This is a genomic window from Actinosynnema sp. NPDC020468, from assembly GCF_040642015.1.
Lineage (GTDB): Bacteria > Actinomycetota > Actinomycetes > Mycobacteriales > Pseudonocardiaceae > Actinosynnema.
This window is the reverse complement of the sequence record NZ_JBFAEO010000029.1, coordinates 38949-60473: the sequence shown is the minus strand read 5'-3', so window position 1 is coordinate 60473 and position 21525 is coordinate 38949. Positions and strand designations below refer to the sequence as shown.

The following is a 21525-nucleotide window of genomic DNA, read 5'->3' as shown; positions in this document are numbered from 1 at the left end:
CCTCACGGGTGTTGGCTGCTCACCGACACGACCTCGCCGGTCATGTAGGAGGAGTAGTCGCTGGCCAGGAACACGATCACGTTGGCGATCTCCCACGGTCGCGCGGCCCGCCCGAAGGCCTCCCGCGCGGACAGCTCGGCCAGCAGGTCGTCGGTGGTGACCTTGGCCAGGTGGGCGTGCATGGCGATGCTCGGCGACACCGCGTTGACCCGGACGCCGTGCGGCGCCACGTCCATCGCCGCGCACCGGGTCAGCGCCATCACGCCCGCCTTGGCCGCCGCGTAGTGCGCCTGACCTGCCTGCGCCCGCCAGCCGATCACCGAGGCGTTGTTCACGATCACGCCGCCGCCGGCGGGCACCATGTGCCGCAGCGCGGCCCGGGTCGCCTTGAACGTCGAGGTCAGCGTGACGGCGATGACCGAGTCCCACTGCTCGTCGGTCATGTCCACGACGCTGGCCGTGCCGCCGAGCCCGGCGTTGTTGACCAGCACGTCCAACCGGCCGTGCTCGGCGACGGCGGTGTCCACGAGGTTGTCGATCGCGCTTTGGTCCGTGACGTCGCACGGCACGGCGAGCGGTCGGGTGCCGGTCAGCTCGGCGATCGCGTCCGCCGTCTCGGCCAGCCGCCGCTCGTGCCGGTCGCTGATCACGACCGCGGCGCCCTCCTCGACGCAGCGCCGCGCGGTCGCGTGGCCGATGCCGGTGCCGGCGGCGGCCGTGACCACGACGACCTTGCCGGTCAGCAACCCGTGCGCGGGTCCCGCCCAGTCCTCAGCCACGGGCACGCATCTCCTCGTCCAGCTCGGCCACCGTCCAGCGGGAGCCGTGGTCGACGGTCCACTCGTAGGACCAGCCGCGGAACTTCCGGATTTCGCCGCCCTTGGCGTAGAAGACCTCGCCGGTGGCCGGGCAGCCCTCCGCGAGCAGCCACGCGACCACGGGCGAGACGTTGCCGGGGTGGTAGACGTCGAACTCGGCCGGGTCGGCGGGCGCGGCCACCAGCTCCGCGATACCGGGCACGTGTTCGGTCATCCGGGTGCGGGCGACCGGGCAGACCGCGTTGACCCGCACGCCGATCCGGCTCAGCTCCTGGGCCAGGATCACCGTCAGCGCCGCGATGCCGGCCTTGGCCGCGCCGTAGTTGGTCTGGCCGACCGCGCCGATCAGGCCCGACGTCGAGGTCACGTTCACCATCGACGCGGCCGCCGGTCGACCGGCCTTGGACTCGGCGCGCCAGTGCTCGGCGAACACCCGGGCCGGCGCGAAGGTGGCCCGGAGTTGGCCGTGCACCACGGCGTCCCAGTCCTCCTCGGACATCCCGAAGAACATCCGGTCGCGCAGCACGCCCGCGTTGTTGACCAGCCCGTGCACCGCGCCGAACTCGTCCAGCGCCAGCGCGAGCAGTTCCCGCGCGCCCGCCACCGACGCGGCGTCGGCGGTGCTCGCGACCGCGACCCCGCCGCGAGCGGTGATCTCCTCGACCACCGCCCGCGCCACGCCGGGGTCGGGGTTGGTGCCGTCGGCGTCGACGCCGTTGTCGTCCACCACGACCCGCGCGCCCTCGGCCGCCGCCAGCAGCGCGTGCTCGCGGCCGATGCCGCGTCCCGCGCCCGTGACGACGACCACCCGGCCGTCCAGGTGACCCATCAGTCCTCCTCGCCGTCGAACCGGCGCAGCACCCGTTCCGCCTGCGCCACCACCCGGTCGACCAGCTCGGCGCAGGTGGGGATGTCGTCGATCAGGCCGACGACCTGGCCGGTGGCCATCACGCCGACGTCCACGCGGCCCTCGAGCAGGGCCGAGCGGTAGAGCATGGGCGCGTTGGCGGCCATCACCACCTGGCTCCACGACAGGCCGTGGTTGCGCTTCATCGCCAAGCCCTCGCGGACCATGTCCTTGATCGGGGTGCCGGCCATCCGGCGGAACGCCAGCGCGTTGCGCGCGGCCCGGGTGAGCCGCTTGATCCCGCCGGAGGACTCCAGCGCCTGCACCGTTCCGGTGCGGATGACCCGCTGCGGCACGCCGTCCACCTCGGTGGTCAGCACCGTGTCGGTGACCGTCCGGGCCAGGTAGAACTCCTTGACCTGCCTGGCCACCGGCGATTCGGCGGTGAGCAGGAACCGGGTGCCCATCGCGATCCCGGACGCGCCGTAGGCCAGCGCCGCGACCAGGCCGCGGCCGTCGAAGAAGCCGCCCGCGCCGATCACCGCGATGTCCACCGCGTCCACGACCTGGGGCAGCAGCAGGCTCGTCGGCACGCCGCCGGTGTGCCCGCCGCCCTCGCCGCCCTGCACGATCACCGCGTCCACGCCCCACGCGGCGACCTTCTCCGCGTGCCGGCGCGCGCCGATCGAGCACACCACGACGAGTCCGCCGTCCTTGCACCGCGCGATCACGTCCTGCTTGGGCGCCAAGGCGAACGACGCGACCTTCACCCCGGACTTGACCAGCAGGTCGATCCGCTTGAGCACGTCCGGTTGGTCGGCGCGCACGTTCACGCCGAACGGCTCGGCGGTCTTGGACCGCACCGCGTCGATCTCGGCGGCGAGTTCCTCGTAGCTCAGCAGCCCGGCCGAGAGGATGCCCAACCCACCCGCCTCGGCGGTCGCGGCGGTGAGCGTCGAGTCGGACACGTAACCCATGCCGGTCTGCACGATCGGGTACCGCACCCCGAACAGGTCGCACGCCTTGGTGCGCAACGCGCTCATCCGGACACCTCCCGGTCGCGCAGCCCCTTCGGGTCGAGCACCTCCCGGATCAGCCGGGTCTCCTCGACCGTGGGCAGCCTGGTCTCCGGCACGTCGTCGGGCACGTCCAGCGGGAAGCCGGTGTTCTCCCGCACCCGGTCCACCGTGACACCGGGGTGCACCGACCGCACCCGCACGCGGCCCTCCGCGGAGAACCCGAGCACGGCCAGGTCGGTCACCACCACCCGCAGGTCGTGGTAGCGGGTCGCGCCGGGACCCGCCGCGCGCGCCCGGTCGTGGCCGACGCCCGACACCATGTCGACCTTCGGCACGAACACCCGGGTCGAGTGCCTCGGCACCCAGTAGCTCGTGGGGTGGCACACCGTGTTGCCCGGCGCGCCGCGCACGCCCAGCAGCTGGGCCTTGGGTTTGTGGTAGTCGCCGACCGCGGAGAGGTTCATGTTGCCGTGCACGTCGAGCTGGCTCGGGATCATCATCACGTGCCGGCTGCCGTGCCACACCAGGTCGAAGATCGTCCGGAACGGGACCCACGCCTCCAGGTCGCCCTCGGGCCGGGTGCCGACCGCCCACGTGCCGCCGACCAGCCGCGACTCGCCGTCGGAGATCATCAGGTCCGGCGCGTAGAGGTGTCTGGCCAGTCGGACCCCGATCGCCGGGATGGTGCCGAACGCGCTGGCGAGCACCTCGCCGTCGTCCCGGAACGCGTCCACGACGGCGGTCACGCACACCTCGGCGCGGGTCGCGGTGCTGTCCCCGGTCATGCCGGCACCTCCAGGTTCGGGATCGGCCACCGGGACTCCGGGCCGGTCAGGTAGCGCCGTTCGAACTCGCGCCACGACTCCGGGTCGCCCGCCGCGCGCACGTACTCGCGCTGGAACTCCTCGTCGCGCTCGTAGTCCGGGGTGCACGAGGTGAAGTGCGCGCCACCGGGCGCCTCCACGACGCCGGTCACCGCCATCCGGTTGATCCGCAACGTCGCGGGGTGCGCGGTCGCGGTCAGCTCGGCGGTCGGCACGACCTTCTCGCAGGACACGAACGCCTGCTCGGCCGCGAGGCAGTACAGGTCGTCGAAGTACGGGTCCGGGCCGAGGAACTGGGCGTTGCCGGCCGCGTCCGCGCGGTTCATGTGGACCAACGCGACGTCCAGGCGCAGCGCGGGCATCGCGACGAGTTCGTCGCCGCCGTACGGGTCGGCCACCGTGCGCAGACCCGGGTTGTAGGTCATGACGTCCGAGCCGAGCCCGGCCCGGGTGGGCAGGAAGGGCAGCTTGAGGGCCGCCGCGTACAGGCCCCACTGGAGCATTCCCTCGTCGTACTCGGCGACCTCGATCGAGCCGGACTGGCGCGCGGCGCGGAAGTGCGGGTCCAGCGCGATGGAGTCCAACGACACGAACCCGAACACCAGCTTGCGCACCTTGCCCGCCGCGCACAGCAGGCCCACGTCGGGTCCGCCGTAGCTCACCACGGTCAGGTCGGTGACGTCCGACCGCAGCAGCGCGCGCACCAGGGACATCGGCTTGCGCCGGGAACCCCAGCCGCCGATGCCGACGGTCATGCCCGAACGGAGGCGGGAGATCACCTCCGCCTCGGTCATCCGCTTGTCAGCCATTCGTGTCCGCCTCCCGTCGAGCGCTATGTAGCAAGCGCTTGGTTGGGTACCGTACCAGGTAGGCACCCGCCGTCAAGCGATCCGCACCGGAGGCACGAATGTCCTTGCTCACCACCGCTTTCGGACCCGTCGCGGTGTTCACCGTGGACCGTCCGGAAGTGCGCAACGCGTTGGACCGCGGCACGTTGACCGCACTCCACACCGGACTGCTGGCCGCACTGGCCGACCCGTCGACGCGCGCCGTGGTGATCACCGGCTCGGGCGACCGGGCGTTCAGCGCGGGCCTGGACCTGCGCGCGGTGGCCACCGAGGGGATGCCGGACCCGGCGCTCAGCCCGGTGACCCTGCTGCGGTCCGGGTACGCCAAGCCGGTGGTGGCGGCGGTGAACGGCGCGGCCGTGGGGGGCGGGTTCGAACTCGCGCTGGCGTGCGACCTGCGGGTGGCGGCCGAGCACGCGGTGTTCGGGCTGCCCGAGGTGAGCCGGGGCATCGCGGCCAGCGAGGGCGGCACCGACCTGCCGCTGCACCTGCCGTTGGCCGTGGCGCTGGAACTGGGGTTGACCGCCGACCCGCTGACCGCACGTCGTGCGCACGAGTTCGGCCTGGTCAACCGGGTGGTGCCGGCCGGGGAGGAACTGGCGGCGGCGGTCGCGCTGGCCACCCGGATCGCCGAGCACTCCCCCGCCGCCGTGGCCGCGACGAAGCGGTTGATGCGCGCCTCGGTGACGGCCGACCCGCGGGCGCAGCGGGCGGCGAACGTGGCGGCGACCGCCGAACTGCTGGCCGGACCGGACGCGGCCGAGGGCGCGCGGGCGTTCCTGGAGAAGCGCCCGCCGCGCTGGGCCTGATTCCCCTGGACGTGACTCACCGGACCCGCGCGGCGGTCCACGCCACCGCGCGGGTCAGCGCCGACCGCGGGCCCTCCGCGTCGATGGCCGGACCGGTCAGCTCGACGTCGACCACGCCGTCGTAGCCCAGTGCCAGCACGTCGGCGAGCAGTCGGTCCAGCGGCAGGTCGCCGTCACCGGGCACCCAGCGGTTGGGGAACGTCAGCGTGCCCGGCTTGAAATCGCTCACCTGCACCAAGGCGATCCGGTCGAGGTGGGCGGCCAGGGTGTCGCGCAGCCCGGACTCCTGCCAGCAGCAGTACAGGTCCACGCACAACCCGATGCCGAGCCGGTCGGCGACCGCCGCCGCGTCCCGCACCGAGTGGGTGAAGCTGAGGTCGCACCGGACCGACAGGGTGTTCTCGATCGCCAGTCCGACGCCGGCCGCGCGGGCGTGCGCGACCACGGGCGTCAGCCGCTCGACGAACCGGTCGGCGGCCTCCTCCCAGCGCAGCGCGCCGGACGGTCCGGACGTCACGTAGACCAGCGGCGGACCGAGGTCGATCGCGTCGACCAGCGCCGCGCACTGCGCGTCCCAGCCGGCGTCGTCGGTCGGGTCCGCGGTGAACGGGTGCACCAGGTAGGCCGGCGGCAGCGGTGCCTCGGGCAGTCCACCCGCGACCTTGGCGGCGGCCAGGCCGAACGCGTCCGCGCCCGTCTCCGGGTACAGCGCGAGTTCGTCGGCCAGGTCCCAGGACGCCGCCGCGATGCCGTGCACGCTGATGATCACGAGGGCACCCGGCGCAGCCCGAACGGTTGGCGCACCGACCGCAACGGGCCGTCCACCGCGTCCTCCACGGACGCGACCGTCCACTCCGGACAGCGCGCGACCGGTTCCAACACCGCCGGCCGGGACATCAGCATCAGCTCGTCGCCGTGCAGCCGGAGCACCTGGCCGGTCACGTGCGCGCGGTCGGACAGCAGGTAGACCACGAGCGGCGCGTTCACCTCGGGCGTCAGGCCGTCGTTGCGGGTGTCGGTGCCCCGGAACGCCGCGTTCACCTCGGCCATCGCGGTCTGCGCGTTGGGCGACACCGCGTTGACCCGCACGCCGTGCGCCGCCACGTCCTGCGCCCAGGAGGCGGTCAGCGCGGCCACCGCGGCCTTCGTCGCGCCGTAGACGGCGGACGCGGAGTTGCCCGCCTGCTCGCCCGACGTCACGTTGACCACCGCGCCCCGGCCGCGCGCGACCATGTGCCGCAACGCGTGCGTGCCGCAGGCGATGGCGCCGAACAGGTTCACGTCGACCAGTCGGCGGGCGTCGGCCTCGGACTGCTCGTGCGGCCAGGACAGCGCGAGCACGCCGGCGTTGTTGACCAGCCCGTCGATCGCGCCGAACTCGGTCACGCACCGCTCGACCAGCGCGCCCGCCGCGGCCCAGTCGGAGATGTCGGCCGGGTGCGCCACGGCCCGGACGCCGAGCGACCGGGCCACGGAGGCGGCCCGGTCGGCGTCCACGTCGTTCACGACCACCGAGCCGCCGTGCGCCACCACGGCGCGGGCGTAGGACTCGCCGAGCCCTCCGCCCGCGCCCGTGACGACGACCGCGCGACCGGCCAACGCGGTGTGCTGCGCCCCGGTTGGGGTCATCCGGCGTACCGGCCGTCGCTCAGCACCGAGGCCGGGACGACCGCCACCGTGGCCGGGTCCACCGCCGGGCCGTGCGACTTCGTGGTGAAGGTGTAGTTCGCGAGCGCCCACCGGCCCTTGGTCGACGGGGTGAGCTTCTCGAGCCACTCCGACTGGACCTTGGCGTCGGTGATCGTCTTGGTCTCCTCGGCGGCCTTCGCGGCCAGCATGACGCTGTCGTAGGCGAAGTAGGCGTTGAGCGGCAGCGTGATCGTGCCCTCCTTCTTCAGCGCCGCCAGCATGTCGTTCAGCGCGTCCGGGTTCGGGCCGCCCGTCGTGCCCACGGCCGCCGCGAGCACCTGCACGAAGACGTTCTTCGTGGCGTCGGTGCCGACGAGGCCGTCCGGCGCGCCCTTGGTCAGCAGCGAGGTGACCGCCGAGGTGGAGTCCGCGACGAGCGGGACGTCCGTCCAGCCGATCTTGACCCGGCTCTGGAGCACGTAGCCGACCGACGCGCCCGCGCCCTGCATGAAGACCAGGTCCGGGTTGCCCGACCGCAGCCGCTCCAGCTGGGCGGTCATGTCGAGGTCCTCGGCGGCGTAGGTCTCCTCGCCGGTGAGCGTGACGCCGGCCGCGGCCAGCGCCTCCTTGGTCGCGGCGACGGTCGCCTGGGCGAACGCGTCCTTGCCCGCGATCATGGCGACCTTGCCCGCGCCGACCTTCTTCACCTGCGCCAGCAGGCCCTGGGCGAACGTGGCCGGGATCGGCGGGGTTTTGAACAGGAACGGGAACTTGGCCGGGTCGTCGAGCGCGTTGGCCGAACCCTGCTGGACCGAGAAGATCCCGGCCTCGGTGATGACCGGCGCCATCGGCAGCGCCTCGGCGCTGGTGTTGCCCGGCAGCACCATGTTCGGCTTCTGGCCGCTGTTGAGGCGTGCCTGGAGCTTGGTGACGGCGGTGGTCGGGTCGCCGCCGCTGTCGATGATCTCGAGCTCGACCCGGTGGCCGAGGATGCCGCCGTTGGCGTTGAGCACGGCCACGGCGGCCTTGGCGGCCTGGGCGGCGGCCTGCGCGTTGATCGCCGCGGGGCCCGCCTGGTTCTGGCCGACGAGCTGGACGATCCGGTAGGGCGAGCCGGTGTCCTCCGAGGTGGACGCCTGTTCCCCGGTGTCCGGCGCGCAGGCGGTCGCGGCAAGCGCGACGGCCACCACGAGGCACGCTCCCAGTCTCCTTGCCACGGACTGGCCTCCTTCCACCTGCCTGCCACCACGGTGTAGCAAGCGCTTGGTTGGCACCGTAGAAGCCCGTTGCCGCCCCGGTCAAGACCTGAGTGGACAGTCGGGACATCCGGGTCGGAACGGGTTCACGCACCGCGCCGGACGTGACACCATGTGCGACTGCCGGACTCCCGGCCCGATCGTCCCCGACCTGCGCCGGGTTCGCCCGATGTGGTAAAACAAGCGCTTGATTGGCGGTCGCGCGCGCGGCCCACCGAAGGGGGACACGAGATGCCAGGGTCGCAGGACCGAAGGACGGCCATCCTGGAACACGCGGCCGACCTGTTCGCCGCCAAGGGGATCGTGGCCACCACGGTGCGCGAGATCGCGGACTCCGTCGGCATCCTGTCGGGCAGCCTCTACCACCACTTCAAGTCCAAGGACGAGATGGTCGGCGCGATCATCACCTCGTACCTGGACGACCTGGCGTCGCACTACGCGGAGATCACCGCGAGCGACACCGCGCCGCGCGCGAAGGTGGCCGAGCTGGTGCGGGGCTCGCTGGCGGTCATCGAGGCCCACCCGCACGCGACGGAGATCTACCAGAACAGCGGCAGCTACCTGACGTCGCTGGAGGGCTACGACCACATCAAGGTCGTCGCGAACACCATCCAGAAGACCTGGATCACCGTGCTGGACGAGGGCGCCGCCCACGGCGAGTTCCGCTCCGACATCCCGGCCCGCGTGCTCTACCGGATGCTGCGCGACGCCCTGTGGCTCTCGGTCCGCTGGTTCAAGCCGACCGACGAGTACCCGATGTCGAAGTTCGCCGACGACTTCTGCTCCACCTTCCTGGACGGCATCGTGCCGCGCTGAGCCCGCGGGCCGGGTCCGCGGCGGACCCGGCCACCGTCGGCTCACCGCCCGAAGTAGGCCTCCGCGATCGCCTCCGGACCGTCCACCTCGGACGCCGGCCGGTCGAGCACCACGCGGCCCACGTCGAGCACCACCACGCGGTCCGCGTGCGGCAGCACGGACGCGGCGGCCTGTTCGACCAGCAGCACCCCGATGCCGGTCTGCTTCAGACCCGCCACCGTGTCCATCACCTCGGCCACGATCGCGGGCGCGAGGCCGCCGGACGGCTCGTCCAGCATCAGCAGCGAGGGCGAGGACATCAGCGCCTGGCCGATCGCGAGCATCTGCTGCTGACCACCCGACAGCGCGCCCGCCACCGCGTCCCGGCGCTGCGCGAGCACCGGGAACAGCGCGTAGATCGGCTCGAGCTCGGCGGTCAGCTTCCGCTTGCCCAGGCCCCGGACGTACCCGCCGAGCAGCAGGTTCTCCTCGATCGTGCGCCGCCGGAAGATCCGCTTGCCCTCCTGCACGAACGCGATTCCGGCCGCGACCCGGCGGTGCGCCCGCACGCCGGTCACGTCCTCGCCGCGGAACCGGACCACGCCGGCGTCCGCCTTGTTCAAGCCCGCGATGGCGCGCAACGTCGTGGTCTTGCCCGCGCCGTTGCGCCCGAGCAGGACGGTCAGCTTGCCCGGCAGCACCTCGAGCGACACGTCCCACACCGCCCGGATGTCGCCGTAGCCGGTCGCCAGGCCACGCACCTCCAGCAACGCGGTCACCGCTGCACCTCCTCGCGCACGCCCAGGTACTCGGCCAGCACCCGCGGATGGCGTTCGATCTCCGCGGGCGGCCCGCTCGCGATCAGCTCGCCCTGCGCGAGCACCCGGATGGTGTCCGCCAGGTCCAGCACGAGCCGGAAGTTGTGCTCCACCAGGATCACCGCCGCGCCCGCGTCCCGGATGGACCGCACGAGGTCGGCCAGCCGGGCGATCTCGTCCTCGTCCAACCCGGACGCGACCTCGTCCAGCAGCAGCACCGCGGGCCGGGACACCAGCGCCCGCGCCACCTCGAGCATCCGCCGGGTGCCCAGCGGCAGCGCGGCGGCCTCGGCGTCCGCGCAGTGCCCGAGGCCGGTGAGCGCGAGCACCGCGTCCACCTCCTCGTCCACCTCGCGGCGCGCCTTCCGGTAGCGCGGCAGGCGCAGGACGGACGACGGCATGCCCACGTACCGGGTGGTGTACGCGCCGGCGGCGACGGCCTCGCGGACCGTGACGTCCTCCGGCACGAGCGGGGTTTGGAAGGTGCGGGCGACACCGGTGCGGGCCACGTGGTGGGTCGGGCTGCCGGTGACGTCCCGACCGCCGACCCGGATCACGCCCGCGTCGGTGCGGTAGTAGCCGCAGATCATGTTGAGCAGCGTGGTCTTGCCCGAGCCGTTCGGCCCGATCAGGGCGGTGATCTCGCCGGGTTCGGCGGTCAGTGTCACGTCCGCGAGCGCCCGGTTGCCGCCGAAGCTCTTGCCGACGCCGACGACCTCCAGCCGGGCGCCCTCCAGCGGCGGCACGGCGCCCACGTCGTCCGGGACCGGGGTGGACACGTCCCAGCCGCGACGCCGGGACACCTTGCGCAGCAACGACTTCGCGATACCCGCGAGCCCGTTGGCGACCAGGGTGCCCGCGATGATCAGGAAGACGCCGTAGAAGACCTGGGCGAACTCCTCGAAGTCGGTGGACCGCAACGGCCCGTACTGCATCACCAGCGCGCCGAGGAACGCGCCGTAGACGCTCTTCGCGCCGCCCAGGATGCTCGCCGCCAGCACCGTGACGGCCATCGTGAAGCCGAACGAGTGCGGCGACAGGTACTTGTCCACGTAGGCGAACAGCGCGCCCGCGATCCCCGCCGGCACCGCGCCGACCGCGTAGGCGGTGAGCTTCATCCGGTACACCGGGATGCCCAGCGAGGAGGCCAGCACCGGGCTCTGCCGCAGCACCTGGAACGCCACGCCGTGCCGCGAGGTGACGAGGTTGCGCAGCACCGCGAACCAGGCGACGGTGATCACCGCGACGACCACGTAGAAGCCCACGGTGGACAGCTTCGAGCCGAACAGCCGCGGCGCCGGGATGCCGACCATGCCGACCGCGCCGCCGGTGTAGTGCTCCAGCAGGTCGAGGAACTGCGGCACCAGCAGCACCAGGAAGAACGACGTCATGGCGAGCGACCAGCCGCCGAGCCGCAGTCCGGGCACGCCTGACACCAGCCCGACCACCAGCGCCGCCGCGGCCGCGATCACCACCAGCAGCGCCAGGTCGTTGACCCAGTTCATCGCGAGGTAGCCGGTGAGGTAGGCGCCCGTCGCGTACATGGCGGCCTGGCCGAGCGCGAGTTCGCCGGTGTAGCCGAAGCTCAGGTTGAGGCCGCTGGCGATCAACGCCATCACGCAGGTGAGCAGCAGCAGTCGCCTGCTGTCCGCGCTGATCCCGAGCCAGGGCGCGGTGATCAGCAGGACGCCGAGCACCAGGGGCAGCACCCAGCTCGGCACCCGCCGCAGCGCGGGCACGATCCGATCGAGCGACACGGTTCAGACCACCCTTTCCCGAACGGTCCCGAACAGCCCGGTCGGCTTCAGCAGCAGGATCAGGACGAGCACCGCGAACACCGCGATGGTCGGGAACTGGCTGCCGAGCCAGCGACCGGCCAGCGACTCGACCAGGCCGACCGCGAACCCGCCGACCAGCACGCCGGGGAAGCTGCCGAACCCGCCGATGGCGACGACCACGAAGCCCTTCAAGGCGAGCGCCGCGCCGAGCGTGGCCACCGCGAACGTCTTGGGCCCCACCAGCGGTCCGACCAGCCCGGCCAGCACGCCGCTGAACACGAACGCGCCCAGCGCGAGCCTGCGCACGTCGATGCCGCGCAACCGGGCCGCGTCCCGGTCCTCGGCCATCGCGAGCAGCGCGAGCCCGGTCAACGACCGGCGGCTGTAGACGATGATCGCGGCGGTCACCAGCACGACGCCGACCACCAGCGCGATCTCCACGACGCTGACCCGCCCGCCGAGCAGGGTGAGCGTCGTGTCGGGGAACGGCGAGGGCACCTGGAGCACGTTGTCGCCCCAGATCAGCCGGGTGACGCCGTCGAGCAGGGTCGCCATGCCGAGCGTGGTGACCAGGTGCGCGTGCATCCCGGTCACCGGCCGGATGGCGACGAACTCCTCCAGCAGCGCGATCAGGCCGACGCCGACCGCGCAGATCAGCAGGATGAGCACCACGGGCAGGTCCGCGACGACGAGACCCCAGTAGGTCACGAAGATCGCGAACATCATCAGCTGCGCGTGGGCGAAGTTGAACGTGGTGTACGCGATGAACACGACGTTGTAGCCGAGCCCCACCAGGGCGTACACCGCTCCGATCGACAGACCGGACCAGATCGCTGTCATCGAACACCACCTTCATTGGTGACCTCGCGGTTCGAGCACTGTAGCCCACCAAGCAAGCGCTTGGTACCCTCCAAACGCGAACTTTTGTCCGATCCGCGATCCCCCGACTGGAGCACAGATGAGCGCACGACACCAGCCCGGGTTGTCCGATCTCCTGACCGGGTGGTTGCGCGACGCGGTGCCCTCCCTGGGCTCCCCGCTGCGCTACGACCGGCTCCCCGGCGGCCGCTCGAACCTCACCTACCTGGTGAGCGGACCGTCCGGCCGCGCGGTGGTCCGCCGGCCGCCGCTCGGCGCGCACCCGGGCAACGCGCACGACGTGCTGCGCGAAGCCCGCCTGCTGTCCGGGCTCGCGGGCGCGGTGCCGGTGCCGGCCGTGCTGGCGACCTGCGAGGACACCTCGGTGCTCGACGCGCCGTTCGCGGTGCTGGAGTTCCTGGACGGGCTGGTCGTGCGCGAGCCGTCGGACGTGCCGGCCGCGGTCGCGTCGATCGGACCGTCCCTCGTGGACACCCTGGCGGCGCTGCACGCCGTCGACCCCGAGCGCGTGGGCCTGGGCGGCCTGGTGTCGCGGAAGGATCACCTGTCCCGGCAGCTGGCCCGGTGGTTCGGCAACTGGCGCCGGACGTCGATCCGGCCGCTGCCGGCGTTGGAGCGCGCCCACGACGTCCTGGTGCGCCACGTGCCGCCGCAGCTGCGGACCGCGATCGTGCACGGCGACTACCGCCTGGACAACTGCGTGCTGACCCCGGAGGGCGAGGTGCGCGGCGTGCTGGACTGGGAGCTGACCACCGTCGGCGACCCGCTGGCGGACCTGGGCCAACTCCTCGTCTACTGGGCCGAGCCCGGCGACACCGACACGGCCCTGCACACGCCGCCCACGGTCGTGCCGGGATTCGCCACGCGGTCGGAGTTGCTCGAGCGGTACGCCCGCTCGGGCGCGTCGGTGGCCGGCGTCGAGTACCACGTGGCGTTCAACTGGTGGAAGACCGCGTGCATCGTGGAGAACGTGTACACCCGCGTGAAGTCCGGCGACCTCGGCGCCACCGACCGCTCCCCCGACTCCTTCGCCGCCCAGGCCGAGCGCCTGGCCGACCGGGCGTGGCGCGAGGCGTCGGCGTTGCGCTGACACCCGCGGTCAGCGGGTCGCCGCGTACCGCTCGGTGTCGGCGGCCGTCCAGTCGGGCGGGGACAGGATCGTCACCCACGCCTGTGCCGCCTCGCCCGGGCCGTAGTGGTGGCCGTGCCCCGGCGGGACCGAGCTCGAGAAGACCATGTCCATGGTCAGCTGCCAGAACGTGACGGCCGGGAGCCAGGTCATCTGCGGGCTCACGTCGGGGCCCCGCGGTTCGGCCAGCCAGTCCGGGCGACGGGTCAGGAGTCGGGGCGACCACCAGACGACCGGATCCGTGGCGTGTTGCAGGTAGACGACCCTCGCGGGCGCCGTGAGGTCGTTCGCGCCCTGGGCGAAGCGCACGTCGTCACCGGTGAGCGGCAGGCGTTCCGGCGAGCCGGGTTCGCGGTCGGCCACCAGGTCGCGCCACACCTCCGTCGAGTTCGGGGTGCCTACCCACAGCGCGCCGGACGTGCGGGCGGTCATGTCCTGCGGACCGCTGAACGCCGCCTGGCCCCCGAAGGCGCCGAGGCTCTCGCCGAACGCGACCAACCGGGGCCTCCGCGCGACCGGATGTCGTTGCCACGCCGCGTAGACCTGGTCGAACAGCTCCTTGCCCGCGTCCCGCGGCGCGGCCCGGTCCACCACGAACGCCGCCCAGCTCGGCAGGTACGAGTACTGGAGCGCGGCGATGGCCGTGTCGCCGCCGTTGACGTACTCCAGCGACTCGGCGATGCCCGGGTCGACCCAGCCGGTGCCGGTGGTCGTCGCCACGGCCAGCACGGCCCGGTCGAACGCGCCCGTGCGGTCGAGTTCCGCGACGACCAGCGCGGCGACGTCCTTCAGCGACGAGGCGGACGACAGGCCGCCGTACGCGCGGATCGGGGTGAGCGCGGAGCGACCGGTGAACGCGGCGATGTCGGCGGCGGTGGGTCCGCCCGCGACGAACGACCGCCCCTCCTTGCCCAGCGACTCCCAGCCGACCGGCGACGCCGGCGAGCCCGTGCGCTCGGCGGCGACGGGCCGGACCACGCCGGGGAAGTCGCCCCGGTCCGACACCGCGGCGAAGGCGTTGACCGCGGCCAGGAACCCGCCGACGAGACCACCGTCCACCAGCAGCACCGCGGCCACCGCCACCACCACGACGGCCACCAGCCGCGCGACCCGGGCGGACACGTACCGGCCGCAGAACCCCGCCACCCTCCGGGACGCCACGACCAGCAGGTTCCCCGCGGCGCGCAACGCCACCGCCACCAGGACCGCGACCACCAGCACGAGGACGTAGTAGGAGCGGGCGTCGGTCTCGACGCCGACCAGTTCGCGCACCTGCTCCTGCCACCGCGCGCCGAGGATCAACGAGGCAGGCACCCACACCGCGGCGAGGAACCCCAGCAGCACGTTCCCCCGGTACCGCGCGAGCGCCGACCACTCCGGGTGGAACCCGAGCCTGCGGACCAGCCGGGAGCAGGCCACCCCGAGCAGGTAGCCGGTGACCGTGCAGATCCCGGTGGCGACGCCCTGGAGGTACCACGCGCGGGGCAGCAGAGAGGGTGTCGTCGACCAGCCGAAGAACACCAGCGCGAACACCAGGCCGACGGTGTCGGCACCGCGCCGGTACCGGAGCAGGGCCGCGCCGATCCGGCGGGCCCACTGGACGGCGGACGTGACGGCCTCCTCGGTCGGCGGATGACCCACACGGTAGGTCGGACCGCCGGCACCGGCAGGGCGTCATCCCGGGCTCCTCCCGGACGTCACCTGAACCGGTGAGAGGTGTCGGGCCAGGTTCCGCGCGCCGACCAGGACCACCAGGCCGAACGCGGTCAGCGGCACGAGGCGCCACCACGGGTCGACCGGCCAGGACAGCACCCAGTTCGCCGGCACGTCCACCAGCACCACCGCGAGGCCGAGCCACACGCCGACCGGCCTGCGGACCGCCACGAGCAGCGCCACCAGCGGGTCGATCGCGGTCAACGACACGAAGAACACCTGCAACCACCACGGCGCGTAGGTCGCGTACACGTCGAGGCCGCCGCGGATCAGGTCGGCGGTGTGGGTCACCGCGCCGATCGAGAAGCCGATCACCCACACCCGGCGCAGCGACGACATGATCACAGTGTGCCGTCCGGGGTGACGCCGCCGGGGCGCACGCCCGCCGTGGTGCCGTCCGGGTGAAACGTCCGGGACCGGCCGGGGGATGTGGAGGTGTGCGCACGCGGTGGTGGGTGGTCCTGGTGGTCGTGGTCGTCCTGGTGGCGGCCGGAGTCGTGGCGGTGTGGCGGTTCGGGGGTTCGGGCGGCGGCGCGGAGGCGTCGGCGGTGGTCGGCCCGAACGGGGTGGTACTGGAGTACGAGGGGATCACCGTGCGCGGACCGGCCGGGGTCGCACCGGTGGGCACGCGGCTCAGCGCCGGCAAACCCGGCGCGGCGAGCGGGTCGGCGCTCGACTTCGCGACCGCGGTCGGCGACGGGATCGCGTTGGACCTCGGTGGCGCGCAACCCGCCGCGCCGCTCACGATCACCATGCCGCTGCCCGATTTCCCCGGCGGGGACACGGCCGGCGTGCTGGTGACGCGGCCGTCCGGCGCGACCGACACCGTGCTGGTGCCGGCCACGTACTCGGCGGCGGACCGGACCGTGACGGCACAGGTGCGGCACCTGAGCGATTTCTGGGCCGCGTTCGCGCCGTTGTCGAAGTTCGTGGACGTGATCGGCCGGACGACGACCCAGGCGCTCGGCATCACCACGCCGCGCCCGGACTGCGCCGGGAAGGACGTCGCGGCGCCCGACGGGTCGACCATCGCGGTGAGCGGCGTCGACGCGGCGGAGGGCGCGTCGCCGACCGTGTGGCCGTGCGTGGCGGTGGACGGCGACGACCTGGTGCTGACGTTGACCTCGAACACCCCGCTCGCCTGGCAGACCACGCCGAAGCCGGGCGCGACGCTGGTGCGGCCCACCACGACCGACGTGTCCAAGGGCGTCACGATCGCGTTGTTCCAGACGCTGACCGGCCGGCCGGACCAGGAAAGCCTGCTGCCGCCCGGAACCTCGCTGTCCTACCGGTTCCCGCTCACCGCGCTGCCGGCCGAGGTGACCGGTGACGACCACCCGATCGCGCTGCTCGGCATGGTGCTGCTGCTGGGAGTCGACCTGGTGCTCAAGACGTTCGGCGTGGACAGCAAGGGGTTGCTGCGCACCGCCGAGACGGTCGGGTGCGTGGCCGACGCGTTCGGCGCCGCGACCGCGAAACCGGACGAGGAGGCCGTGGCGGCGATGATCCGCGCGGTGTTCTCGTGCGCGGGCAAGATCGGCGAGGCGCTCACCGGCGCGGCCCTGGTGCCGTTGGAGATCGTGCTGACGTTGTTGGGCAGCGCGGTGTCCCTGCTGGCCGGCAACCTGATGGGCATCCTCGCCACGGCGCTGGGCGTCGACAAGTTCACCGTGAAGGTGGCCCGCACCGGCGTCCCGACGACGGTGGTGAACGTGGTGGCGGCCCGCGCCGGGCAGCCCGCGGCCGGCTACACCGCCGGGCCCAGGTCCTCGGCACCGCTGGACAACTGCTTCCCGTCCTCGGCGGCGGTGACCCCGGACATCGTCTCGTGCGGCGCGACGGCGGCGGGCGCGGACGTCTGCTGGATCGCACCGGACCGCCGGGGGCTGCTGTGCGGCACGAACCCGTGGGAGAAGAAGCTCCTCTCCTACACCGCCGACAAACCCCTCCCCCGCACCGCACAACCCGACGCCCCCCGGCCCTGGGCCCTGGAGCTGTCGGACGGCTCCCGCTGCCGGCTCCGCAACGGCGGCGCGTGGCCGGGCCGCGCGGACGGCTACGCCGGCGCCTACAGCTGCACCGGGCCCACCGAGTTCGTGCTCGCCGACTCCGACACCGCGGTCGACCGCTCGGGTCCGGTGTGGACGGTCCTGGTCGGCGACCTCGGCGCGGACAACCCGGTGTTCCCGCCTCCGACGACGATGTCCGTCACCACCGCGTACTTCGCCTCGACCTGAACCCGTCCCGGTCGCGGTCGTCGGCCGGTCCGCTAGTCGCGGACGGACCGGTAGCGCAGGAGGACCGCACCCGAGCCGAAGGTGCGGTTCTCCACCAGTTCCAACGTCAACCACCGGGTCAGCGACGGGAAGAACGGCGTGCCGCCGCCGATCGCGACCGGCGTGACCAGCACGTGGAACTCGTCCACGAGACCGGCCTGGACCAGGGGCGCGGCGAGCGTGGCGCCGCCCACCTCCATCAGGCCGTCGGTCTCGGCCTTCAGCCTCCTGGCGGTCTCGACCACGTCACCCCGTTCCAGCCTGGAGTTCCAGTCGACCGAGTCGAGGGTCCGGGAGAAGACCACCTTCGGCATCGCGAGCCACAGCCGGGCGTACTCGGCCTCCACCGGTGGCACGTCGGGCGCCTGGCCCGCGGTCGGCCAGTGGGCCGACATCAGCTCGTAGAGCCTGCGCCCGTACAGCGACAGCGCGACCTGCCCGGTCCGGTCGTTCCAGTACTGGTGCAACTCGTCGTCCGGCGTGCCCCAGCCGAGGTCGCCGTTCGCGTCGACGGTGTAACCGTCCACAGAGACGTTCATCCCGTAGGTCAGCAATCCCATGGCGGTACAGACTGCCGGACCGCGAGGAGCCCATCGCGTCGCCACGCCGGCCGGGCACGTCACCTCCGCGGTGGGCCGCGCTGCCCGATCGACGGCGGGAGCCGGTCGTGCGATCGGGCCGGGAGGCGACGGGATAGGGTTCCGCCCAGCCCGACCTAGATGAGGAGAACTCATGATCCGGCGTTGGAACCCCGAGACCGTGGCCGCGCCCGCCGGGCCGTACAGCCACCTGGCGCACGTGTCCGCCGACCACGACGTGGTCGTGCTCGCGGGCCAGGTCGGCACGCTGCCCGACGGCAGCCTCGCGGGCGAGGACTCGCTGTCCCAGGCACGGGCCGTGTTCGCCAACATCGAGCGCCTGCTGGAGGCGGCCGGCGCGGAACCCGCGCAGTTGGTGAAGCTGTTCAGCATGGTGTCGGGCACCGAGCACCTGCCCGGCTACCGCGCCGCGATGACGGAGACGTTCGCCCGCTGGTTCCCCCACGGCGACTTCCCGCCCCAGACGCTGATCGTCGTCGCCGCCCTGGCCGCCCCGCCGTTGACCGTCGAGGTCGAGGCACTGGTGGCGATTCCCCGCTGACCCCGGTCGGGTCCGCGGTCCGGCGGACTCGCGCGACACCGACGCGGGCATCGGCGGCACGCGGGTCCGCCGCCGATGCCCGCGTCTAGGCGCGGTGGTGCCGAGCCGCCGCGAGCACGACGTGGGCCCTGCCGGCAAGCGGCCCGTCGAGTTCCACCACCGGGACGTCCGGCCAGGCGTCCAGCGGGTCCGCGTGGACCAGGTCGAGCAGCGCGTCGTTCGTCGCCGACCGGAGCCCGGGCAGTTCGGCGCCCGGCAGCGTCCGCTCCGTCTCCGGCGTGATCACCGTGACGACCAGCAGGTCCAGGCTCGCGAACACCGACCGGAGCACCTCGGCGTCGACCTCGCCGGCCGGGTCGCGGCCCAGCGCGGCCAGGTAGGCGAGGTAGTCCACCGGCGTCCGGTCGAAGACGACGTCCGGCGACGACGTGCCCAGGCACCGCACCGACCGCGCCAGCATCGCCCGGTAGTCGTCGACCGACGGCGGGAACCCGAACTCGTACCCGTCCTCCTCGAGCAGGTGGTACGGCTCGTCCTCCAGCACGTGGCCGGGCAGACCCGCGCACACCACCTCGGCCAACGTCGTCTTCCCCGTGCCGTGCGCACCGGAAATCCCGATCCTCATCCGCGCTCCCCCGCCCCCGGTCGCCGCGGTGATCCTACGGACCGTCGACCTCCGGCGGTGTGCCCATCACTGCCGGGTGGTGGACGTCAGCAGGCCCGGACGATGGCCGAGTGGGCCTTGGGGCTGAGGTCCAGGATCTTCACGGTGCGCTGACCCGCGGGCACGCGGACCAGGTAGGTGCCGGGGTCGACCGGGTACGAGAAGTAGCTGCCCGCCGGCGCGGCGCCGGTGCCCGCGATCTGCGAGCCGTCGGTGCGGTGGATCGTGGTGGGTACCGCCTTGCCGCAGTTGTTGGAAATGATGATCTTGCCCTTGGTGGCGGCGGTGGCGGAACCCGCGCCGAGGGCCGAGATGACCAGACCTGCCGTGGCCAGAACGGTGACAACGCGCCGGGTGGTCGTCATGGTGCTCCTCCGGGTGTGATGGGACTCTGCCGCAAGGTAGCGACGGGCACGGTCGCGTACTGCCGGTCGAACAACCGACAGCGCGGCGGGTGGGCGGGTGATGTCGATCTCGCGCCGACCTCCTCCGGGGTGTCCCGGCACGCCCGTTCAGCCTGTCGCCTCTCGGGCGAAGTGCGGTTCCGCCGCCTCCAGTCGCGGCACCCGGATGCCCAGCCGTCGCGCTTCGGCCAGGGTGTCCCGGCAGACCTCACGCGGCTCCTCGGCGTCGGGGTCGGTGTGTGCCGCCACGCTCGCGCGCGCGAGCGCGACGTGAGCGGTCAGCCAGGCGAGCACGGGTGCCGTCAGCCAGGTGGGAGCCCGGAACAGCAGCACGCCGCCCCGATGACGCCGCAGGTCGACGCCGCGTGCCTCCAGGAGCGGCAGGAGTTCGCGGCCGGTCAGCAGGCCCTCGCGCAGGTCGCCCGACGCCCCGGCGAGCCGGGACAGGGAACCCAGCCGCAAGCCCTGGGAGAGCAGTCCGGCGTCCGACACGAAGTGGACCCACAGCCAGCCGCGGAAGTCGGGCCGCTCCTTGAGCCGGAGCCCGGCCTCGCGAAACGCTTGGCGCACAGCCTGTTCCCGGTCGGTCGGGGGTTGGCCGAGGGTGCCGAAGAGGACCGACGGCAGCAGCGCCCCGCGGAGCACGCCGTCCGCGTCGAAACCGCCACCGGCCTGCGGAAAGCCCCAGGCGACCCGGTCGAGCGGGAGTGCGCCGATCGCGGCCGCCGGCTCGGTCCAGACGTTGCCGAAGACCAGCACCGTGGCCCGGCCGACGCGCGGGGCCAGAAAGTCCGTCGCCTCCGGGAGGCGGTGGTGCGACACGCTGAGCACGATCAGGTCGAAGTCGTGGTCCGGCTCCAGCGCCTCGCGGTAGCGCACCGGCCACTTCTCCACCACGCGTTGCCCCCACACCCGGCGACGCGCGTCGAGCAGGTCGAGGTCCACCACGTCCCCGTACGTCGCCGCGCGGCCCGGCCGGACGTAGAACTCGACGTCGTGACCGGCCCGTTCCAGGGCCCAGCCGTAGATGGTGGCGATCACGCCTCGGCCGAACATCAGGATCTTCACGCTGCACCTCGTGGGGTACGATCGATCTGGAGGTCATCTCCATTTGCCAAAATATGGAGATAATCTCCATATGTCAACGCGAGGTGGCGCATGCCCGTCGACAAGCCGCTGCGGGCCGACGCCCAGCGCAAGCGCGAGGCCCTGCTCGCCACCGCTCGCGAGGTCTTCGACGCCGGCGACTTCTTCGACCTGCGCTTCGACGACTTCGCCCGCTTGGCGGGGGTGGGCACCGGCACGCTGTACCGCCACTTCCCCACCAGGGAGGCACTGGCCGAGGCGGTCTACCGCGATGAAGTCGCCGCACTGGCCGCCCACGCCCACCGGCTGCGGGACACGCTGCCCGCGGCGGAGGCTTTGGCGACCTTCCTGCGCGGCGTGGTCGACCACATCGCCGCCCACCAGGGCCTGGCCCGGACGCTGGCCACGCTCATGGCCGATCGCTCGGGTGCGCTCGCCGAGGGCAGTCGCGCACTGGAGGACGCCGTCACCGACCTGGTGGCCGCCGCCGTGCGGGACGGCGCGGTTCGCGACGACGTGGACGCCGGTGCCGTGATGATGGCGCTGCACGGCATCGGCGCGGCCCACGACCGGCCCGAGTGGCGAACCGAGGCCGACGGCGTCATCACGCTCGTGCTCGACGGGCTCCGACGCCGGCGACCCGCTCGTGGCCAGGAGAGCGCGAGGTGAAAGCCCGCCACGACAGAACGAGATCCGTAATTCGGCGGTTTTGGTGCGATTCACGGCGGCATAGGCGTCACGGTCGAGCAGTAGGCGCATCCCCTAGGGCATGATCGCGGCATGCACGAGCCTT

The 21525-nt window shown here is 72.8% G+C and carries 23 protein-coding genes; 6 read left to right on the top strand and 17 right to left on the bottom strand.

Annotated elements, in window-relative coordinates; genetic code table 11:
* Nucleotides 1–2: 2 nt before the first annotated feature.
* Genes AB0G50_RS21465 through AB0G50_RS21445 form a run of 5 tightly spaced genes read right to left on the bottom strand, consistent with a single transcriptional unit; the run spans nt 3 to nt 4317 of the window.
* Nucleotides 3–779, bottom strand: a complete 777-nt coding sequence (locus AB0G50_RS21465; protein ID WP_360111307.1) for an SDR family oxidoreductase — start codon at nt 777–779, stop codon at nt 3–5.
* A complete protein-coding gene (locus tag AB0G50_RS21460) occupies nt 772–1647 on the bottom strand; it encodes an SDR family NAD(P)-dependent oxidoreductase (RefSeq protein ID WP_360111304.1) in 876 nt (291 codons plus the stop codon). Before AB0G50_RS21460 ends, AB0G50_RS21465 begins: the two co-directional genes overlap by 8 nt.
* On the bottom strand, nt 1647–2708 hold the full coding sequence (locus tag AB0G50_RS21455; RefSeq protein ID WP_360111301.1) for a nitronate monooxygenase: 1062 nt from the start codon (nt 2706–2708) through the stop codon (nt 1647–1649). The genes AB0G50_RS21460 and AB0G50_RS21455 overlap by 1 nt, the downstream gene beginning before the upstream one ends.
* Complete coding sequence (locus AB0G50_RS21450; protein ID WP_360111298.1) at nt 2705–3469, bottom strand: CoA-transferase; 765 nt, start codon at nt 3467–3469, stop codon at nt 2705–2707. The genes AB0G50_RS21455 and AB0G50_RS21450 overlap by 4 nt, the downstream gene beginning before the upstream one ends.
* Complete coding sequence (locus tag AB0G50_RS21445) at nt 3466–4317, bottom strand: CoA-transferase (protein WP_360111295.1); 852 nt, start codon at nt 4315–4317, stop codon at nt 3466–3468. Before AB0G50_RS21445 ends, AB0G50_RS21450 begins: the two co-directional genes overlap by 4 nt.
* Nucleotides 4318–4415: 98 nt before the next feature.
* Between AB0G50_RS21445 and AB0G50_RS21440 the strand changes: the two genes are divergently transcribed.
* Nucleotides 4416–5165, top strand: coding sequence for an enoyl-CoA hydratase-related protein (locus AB0G50_RS21440; RefSeq protein WP_360111292.1), 750 nt, complete (start codon nt 4416–4418; stop codon nt 5163–5165).
* A gap of 16 nt (nt 5166–5181) precedes the next feature.
* Here the strand turns inward: AB0G50_RS21440 and AB0G50_RS21435 are convergent, their stop codons facing one another.
* From AB0G50_RS21435 to AB0G50_RS21425, 3 genes are read right to left on the bottom strand one after another with little or no spacing between them, the layout of a single operon-like run.
* On the bottom strand, nt 5182–5934 hold the full coding sequence (locus tag AB0G50_RS21435) for a TIM barrel protein (protein ID WP_360111290.1): 753 nt from the start codon (nt 5932–5934) through the stop codon (nt 5182–5184).
* On the bottom strand, nt 5931–6794 hold the full coding sequence (locus AB0G50_RS21430; protein WP_360111287.1) for an SDR family oxidoreductase: 864 nt from the start codon (nt 6792–6794) through the stop codon (nt 5931–5933). The genes AB0G50_RS21435 and AB0G50_RS21430 overlap by 4 nt, the downstream gene beginning before the upstream one ends.
* Entirely contained in the window at nt 6791–8011 is a 1221-nt protein-coding gene (locus AB0G50_RS21425; protein WP_360111284.1) for an ABC transporter substrate-binding protein, read from the bottom strand. The genes AB0G50_RS21430 and AB0G50_RS21425 overlap by 4 nt, the downstream gene beginning before the upstream one ends.
* 270 nt (nt 8012–8281) lie before the next feature.
* Between AB0G50_RS21425 and AB0G50_RS21420 the strand changes: the two genes are divergently transcribed.
* Nucleotides 8282–8866: a TetR/AcrR family transcriptional regulator gene (locus AB0G50_RS21420; RefSeq protein WP_360111281.1), complete on the top strand. Its 585-nt coding sequence runs from the start codon at nt 8282–8284 to the stop codon at nt 8864–8866.
* Nucleotides 8867–8907: 41 nt separating this feature from the next.
* Here AB0G50_RS21420 and AB0G50_RS21415 read toward each other — a convergent pair whose 3' ends face one another.
* From AB0G50_RS21415 to AB0G50_RS21405, 3 genes are read right to left on the bottom strand one after another with little or no spacing between them, the layout of a single operon-like run.
* Complete coding sequence (locus AB0G50_RS21415; RefSeq protein ID WP_360111278.1) at nt 8908–9624, bottom strand: ABC transporter ATP-binding protein; 717 nt, start codon at nt 9622–9624, stop codon at nt 8908–8910.
* Nucleotides 9621–11420 carry a branched-chain amino acid ABC transporter ATP-binding protein/permease gene (locus AB0G50_RS21410; RefSeq protein WP_360111275.1) on the bottom strand — a complete coding sequence of 600 codons (1800 nt, stop codon included), beginning with the start codon at nt 11418–11420 and terminating at the stop codon, nt 9621–9623. Before AB0G50_RS21410 ends, AB0G50_RS21415 begins: the two co-directional genes overlap by 4 nt.
* A 3-nt stretch (nt 11421–11423) precedes the next feature.
* Nucleotides 11424–12281: a branched-chain amino acid ABC transporter permease gene (locus AB0G50_RS21405; protein WP_360111272.1), complete on the bottom strand. Its 858-nt coding sequence runs from the start codon at nt 12279–12281 to the stop codon at nt 11424–11426.
* 118 nt (nt 12282–12399) lie between these two features.
* On the opposite strand from AB0G50_RS21405, the gene AB0G50_RS21400 reads away from it, so the two are divergent.
* Nucleotides 12400–13410: a phosphotransferase family protein gene (locus AB0G50_RS21400; RefSeq protein WP_360111269.1), complete on the top strand. Its 1011-nt coding sequence runs from the start codon at nt 12400–12402 to the stop codon at nt 13408–13410.
* Nucleotides 13411–13419: 9 nt separating this feature from the next.
* Here the strand turns inward: AB0G50_RS21400 and AB0G50_RS21395 are convergent, their stop codons facing one another.
* Nucleotides 13420–15090 (bottom strand): alpha/beta-hydrolase family protein, encoded by a 1671-nt coding sequence (locus AB0G50_RS21395; RefSeq protein WP_360111266.1) that lies wholly within the window; start codon nt 15088–15090, stop codon nt 13420–13422.
* Between the two features lie 33 nt (nt 15091–15123).
* Nucleotides 15124–15501: a hypothetical protein gene (locus AB0G50_RS21390; protein ID WP_360111263.1), complete on the bottom strand. Its 378-nt coding sequence runs from the start codon at nt 15499–15501 to the stop codon at nt 15124–15126.
* Nucleotides 15502–15599: 98 nt separating this feature from the next.
* On the opposite strand from AB0G50_RS21390, the gene AB0G50_RS21385 reads away from it, so the two are divergent.
* Complete coding sequence (locus AB0G50_RS21385; RefSeq protein ID WP_360111260.1) at nt 15600–17399, top strand: hypothetical protein; 1800 nt, start codon at nt 15600–15602, stop codon at nt 17397–17399.
* Nucleotides 17400–17431: 32 nt separating this feature from the next.
* Here the strand turns inward: AB0G50_RS21385 and AB0G50_RS21380 are convergent, their stop codons facing one another.
* Nucleotides 17432–17998 (bottom strand): dihydrofolate reductase family protein, encoded by a 567-nt coding sequence (locus AB0G50_RS21380; protein WP_360111257.1) that lies wholly within the window; start codon nt 17996–17998, stop codon nt 17432–17434.
* Nucleotides 17999–18170: 172 nt separating this feature from the next.
* Here AB0G50_RS21380 and AB0G50_RS21375 point away from each other — a divergent pair, with 172 nt between their 5' ends.
* The gene (locus AB0G50_RS21375; protein ID WP_360111255.1) at nt 18171–18578 is read left to right on the top strand and encodes a RidA family protein; all 408 of its coding nucleotides are present in this window, start codon (nt 18171–18173) and stop codon (nt 18576–18578) included.
* Nucleotides 18579–18663: 85 nt separating this feature from the next.
* Here AB0G50_RS21375 and AB0G50_RS21370 read toward each other — a convergent pair whose 3' ends face one another.
* From AB0G50_RS21370 to AB0G50_RS21360, 3 genes are all read right to left on the bottom strand, one after another.
* Nucleotides 18664–19203 (bottom strand): AAA family ATPase, encoded by a 540-nt coding sequence (locus AB0G50_RS21370; RefSeq protein ID WP_360111252.1) that lies wholly within the window; start codon nt 19201–19203, stop codon nt 18664–18666.
* Between the two features lie 86 nt (nt 19204–19289).
* Entirely contained in the window at nt 19290–19607 is a 318-nt protein-coding gene (locus tag AB0G50_RS21365; RefSeq protein ID WP_360111249.1) for a hypothetical protein, read from the bottom strand.
* Between the two features lie 147 nt (nt 19608–19754).
* A complete protein-coding gene (locus tag AB0G50_RS21360) occupies nt 19755–20714 on the bottom strand; it encodes a 2-dehydropantoate 2-reductase N-terminal domain-containing protein (protein ID WP_360111246.1) in 960 nt (319 codons plus the stop codon).
* A 90-nt stretch (nt 20715–20804) separates the two neighbouring features.
* Here AB0G50_RS21360 and AB0G50_RS21355 point away from each other — a divergent pair, with 90 nt between their 5' ends.
* Nucleotides 20805–21401 carry a TetR/AcrR family transcriptional regulator gene (locus AB0G50_RS21355; protein WP_360111243.1) on the top strand — a complete coding sequence of 199 codons (597 nt, stop codon included), beginning with the start codon at nt 20805–20807 and terminating at the stop codon, nt 21399–21401.
* Nucleotides 21402–21525: the final 124 nt, after the last annotated feature.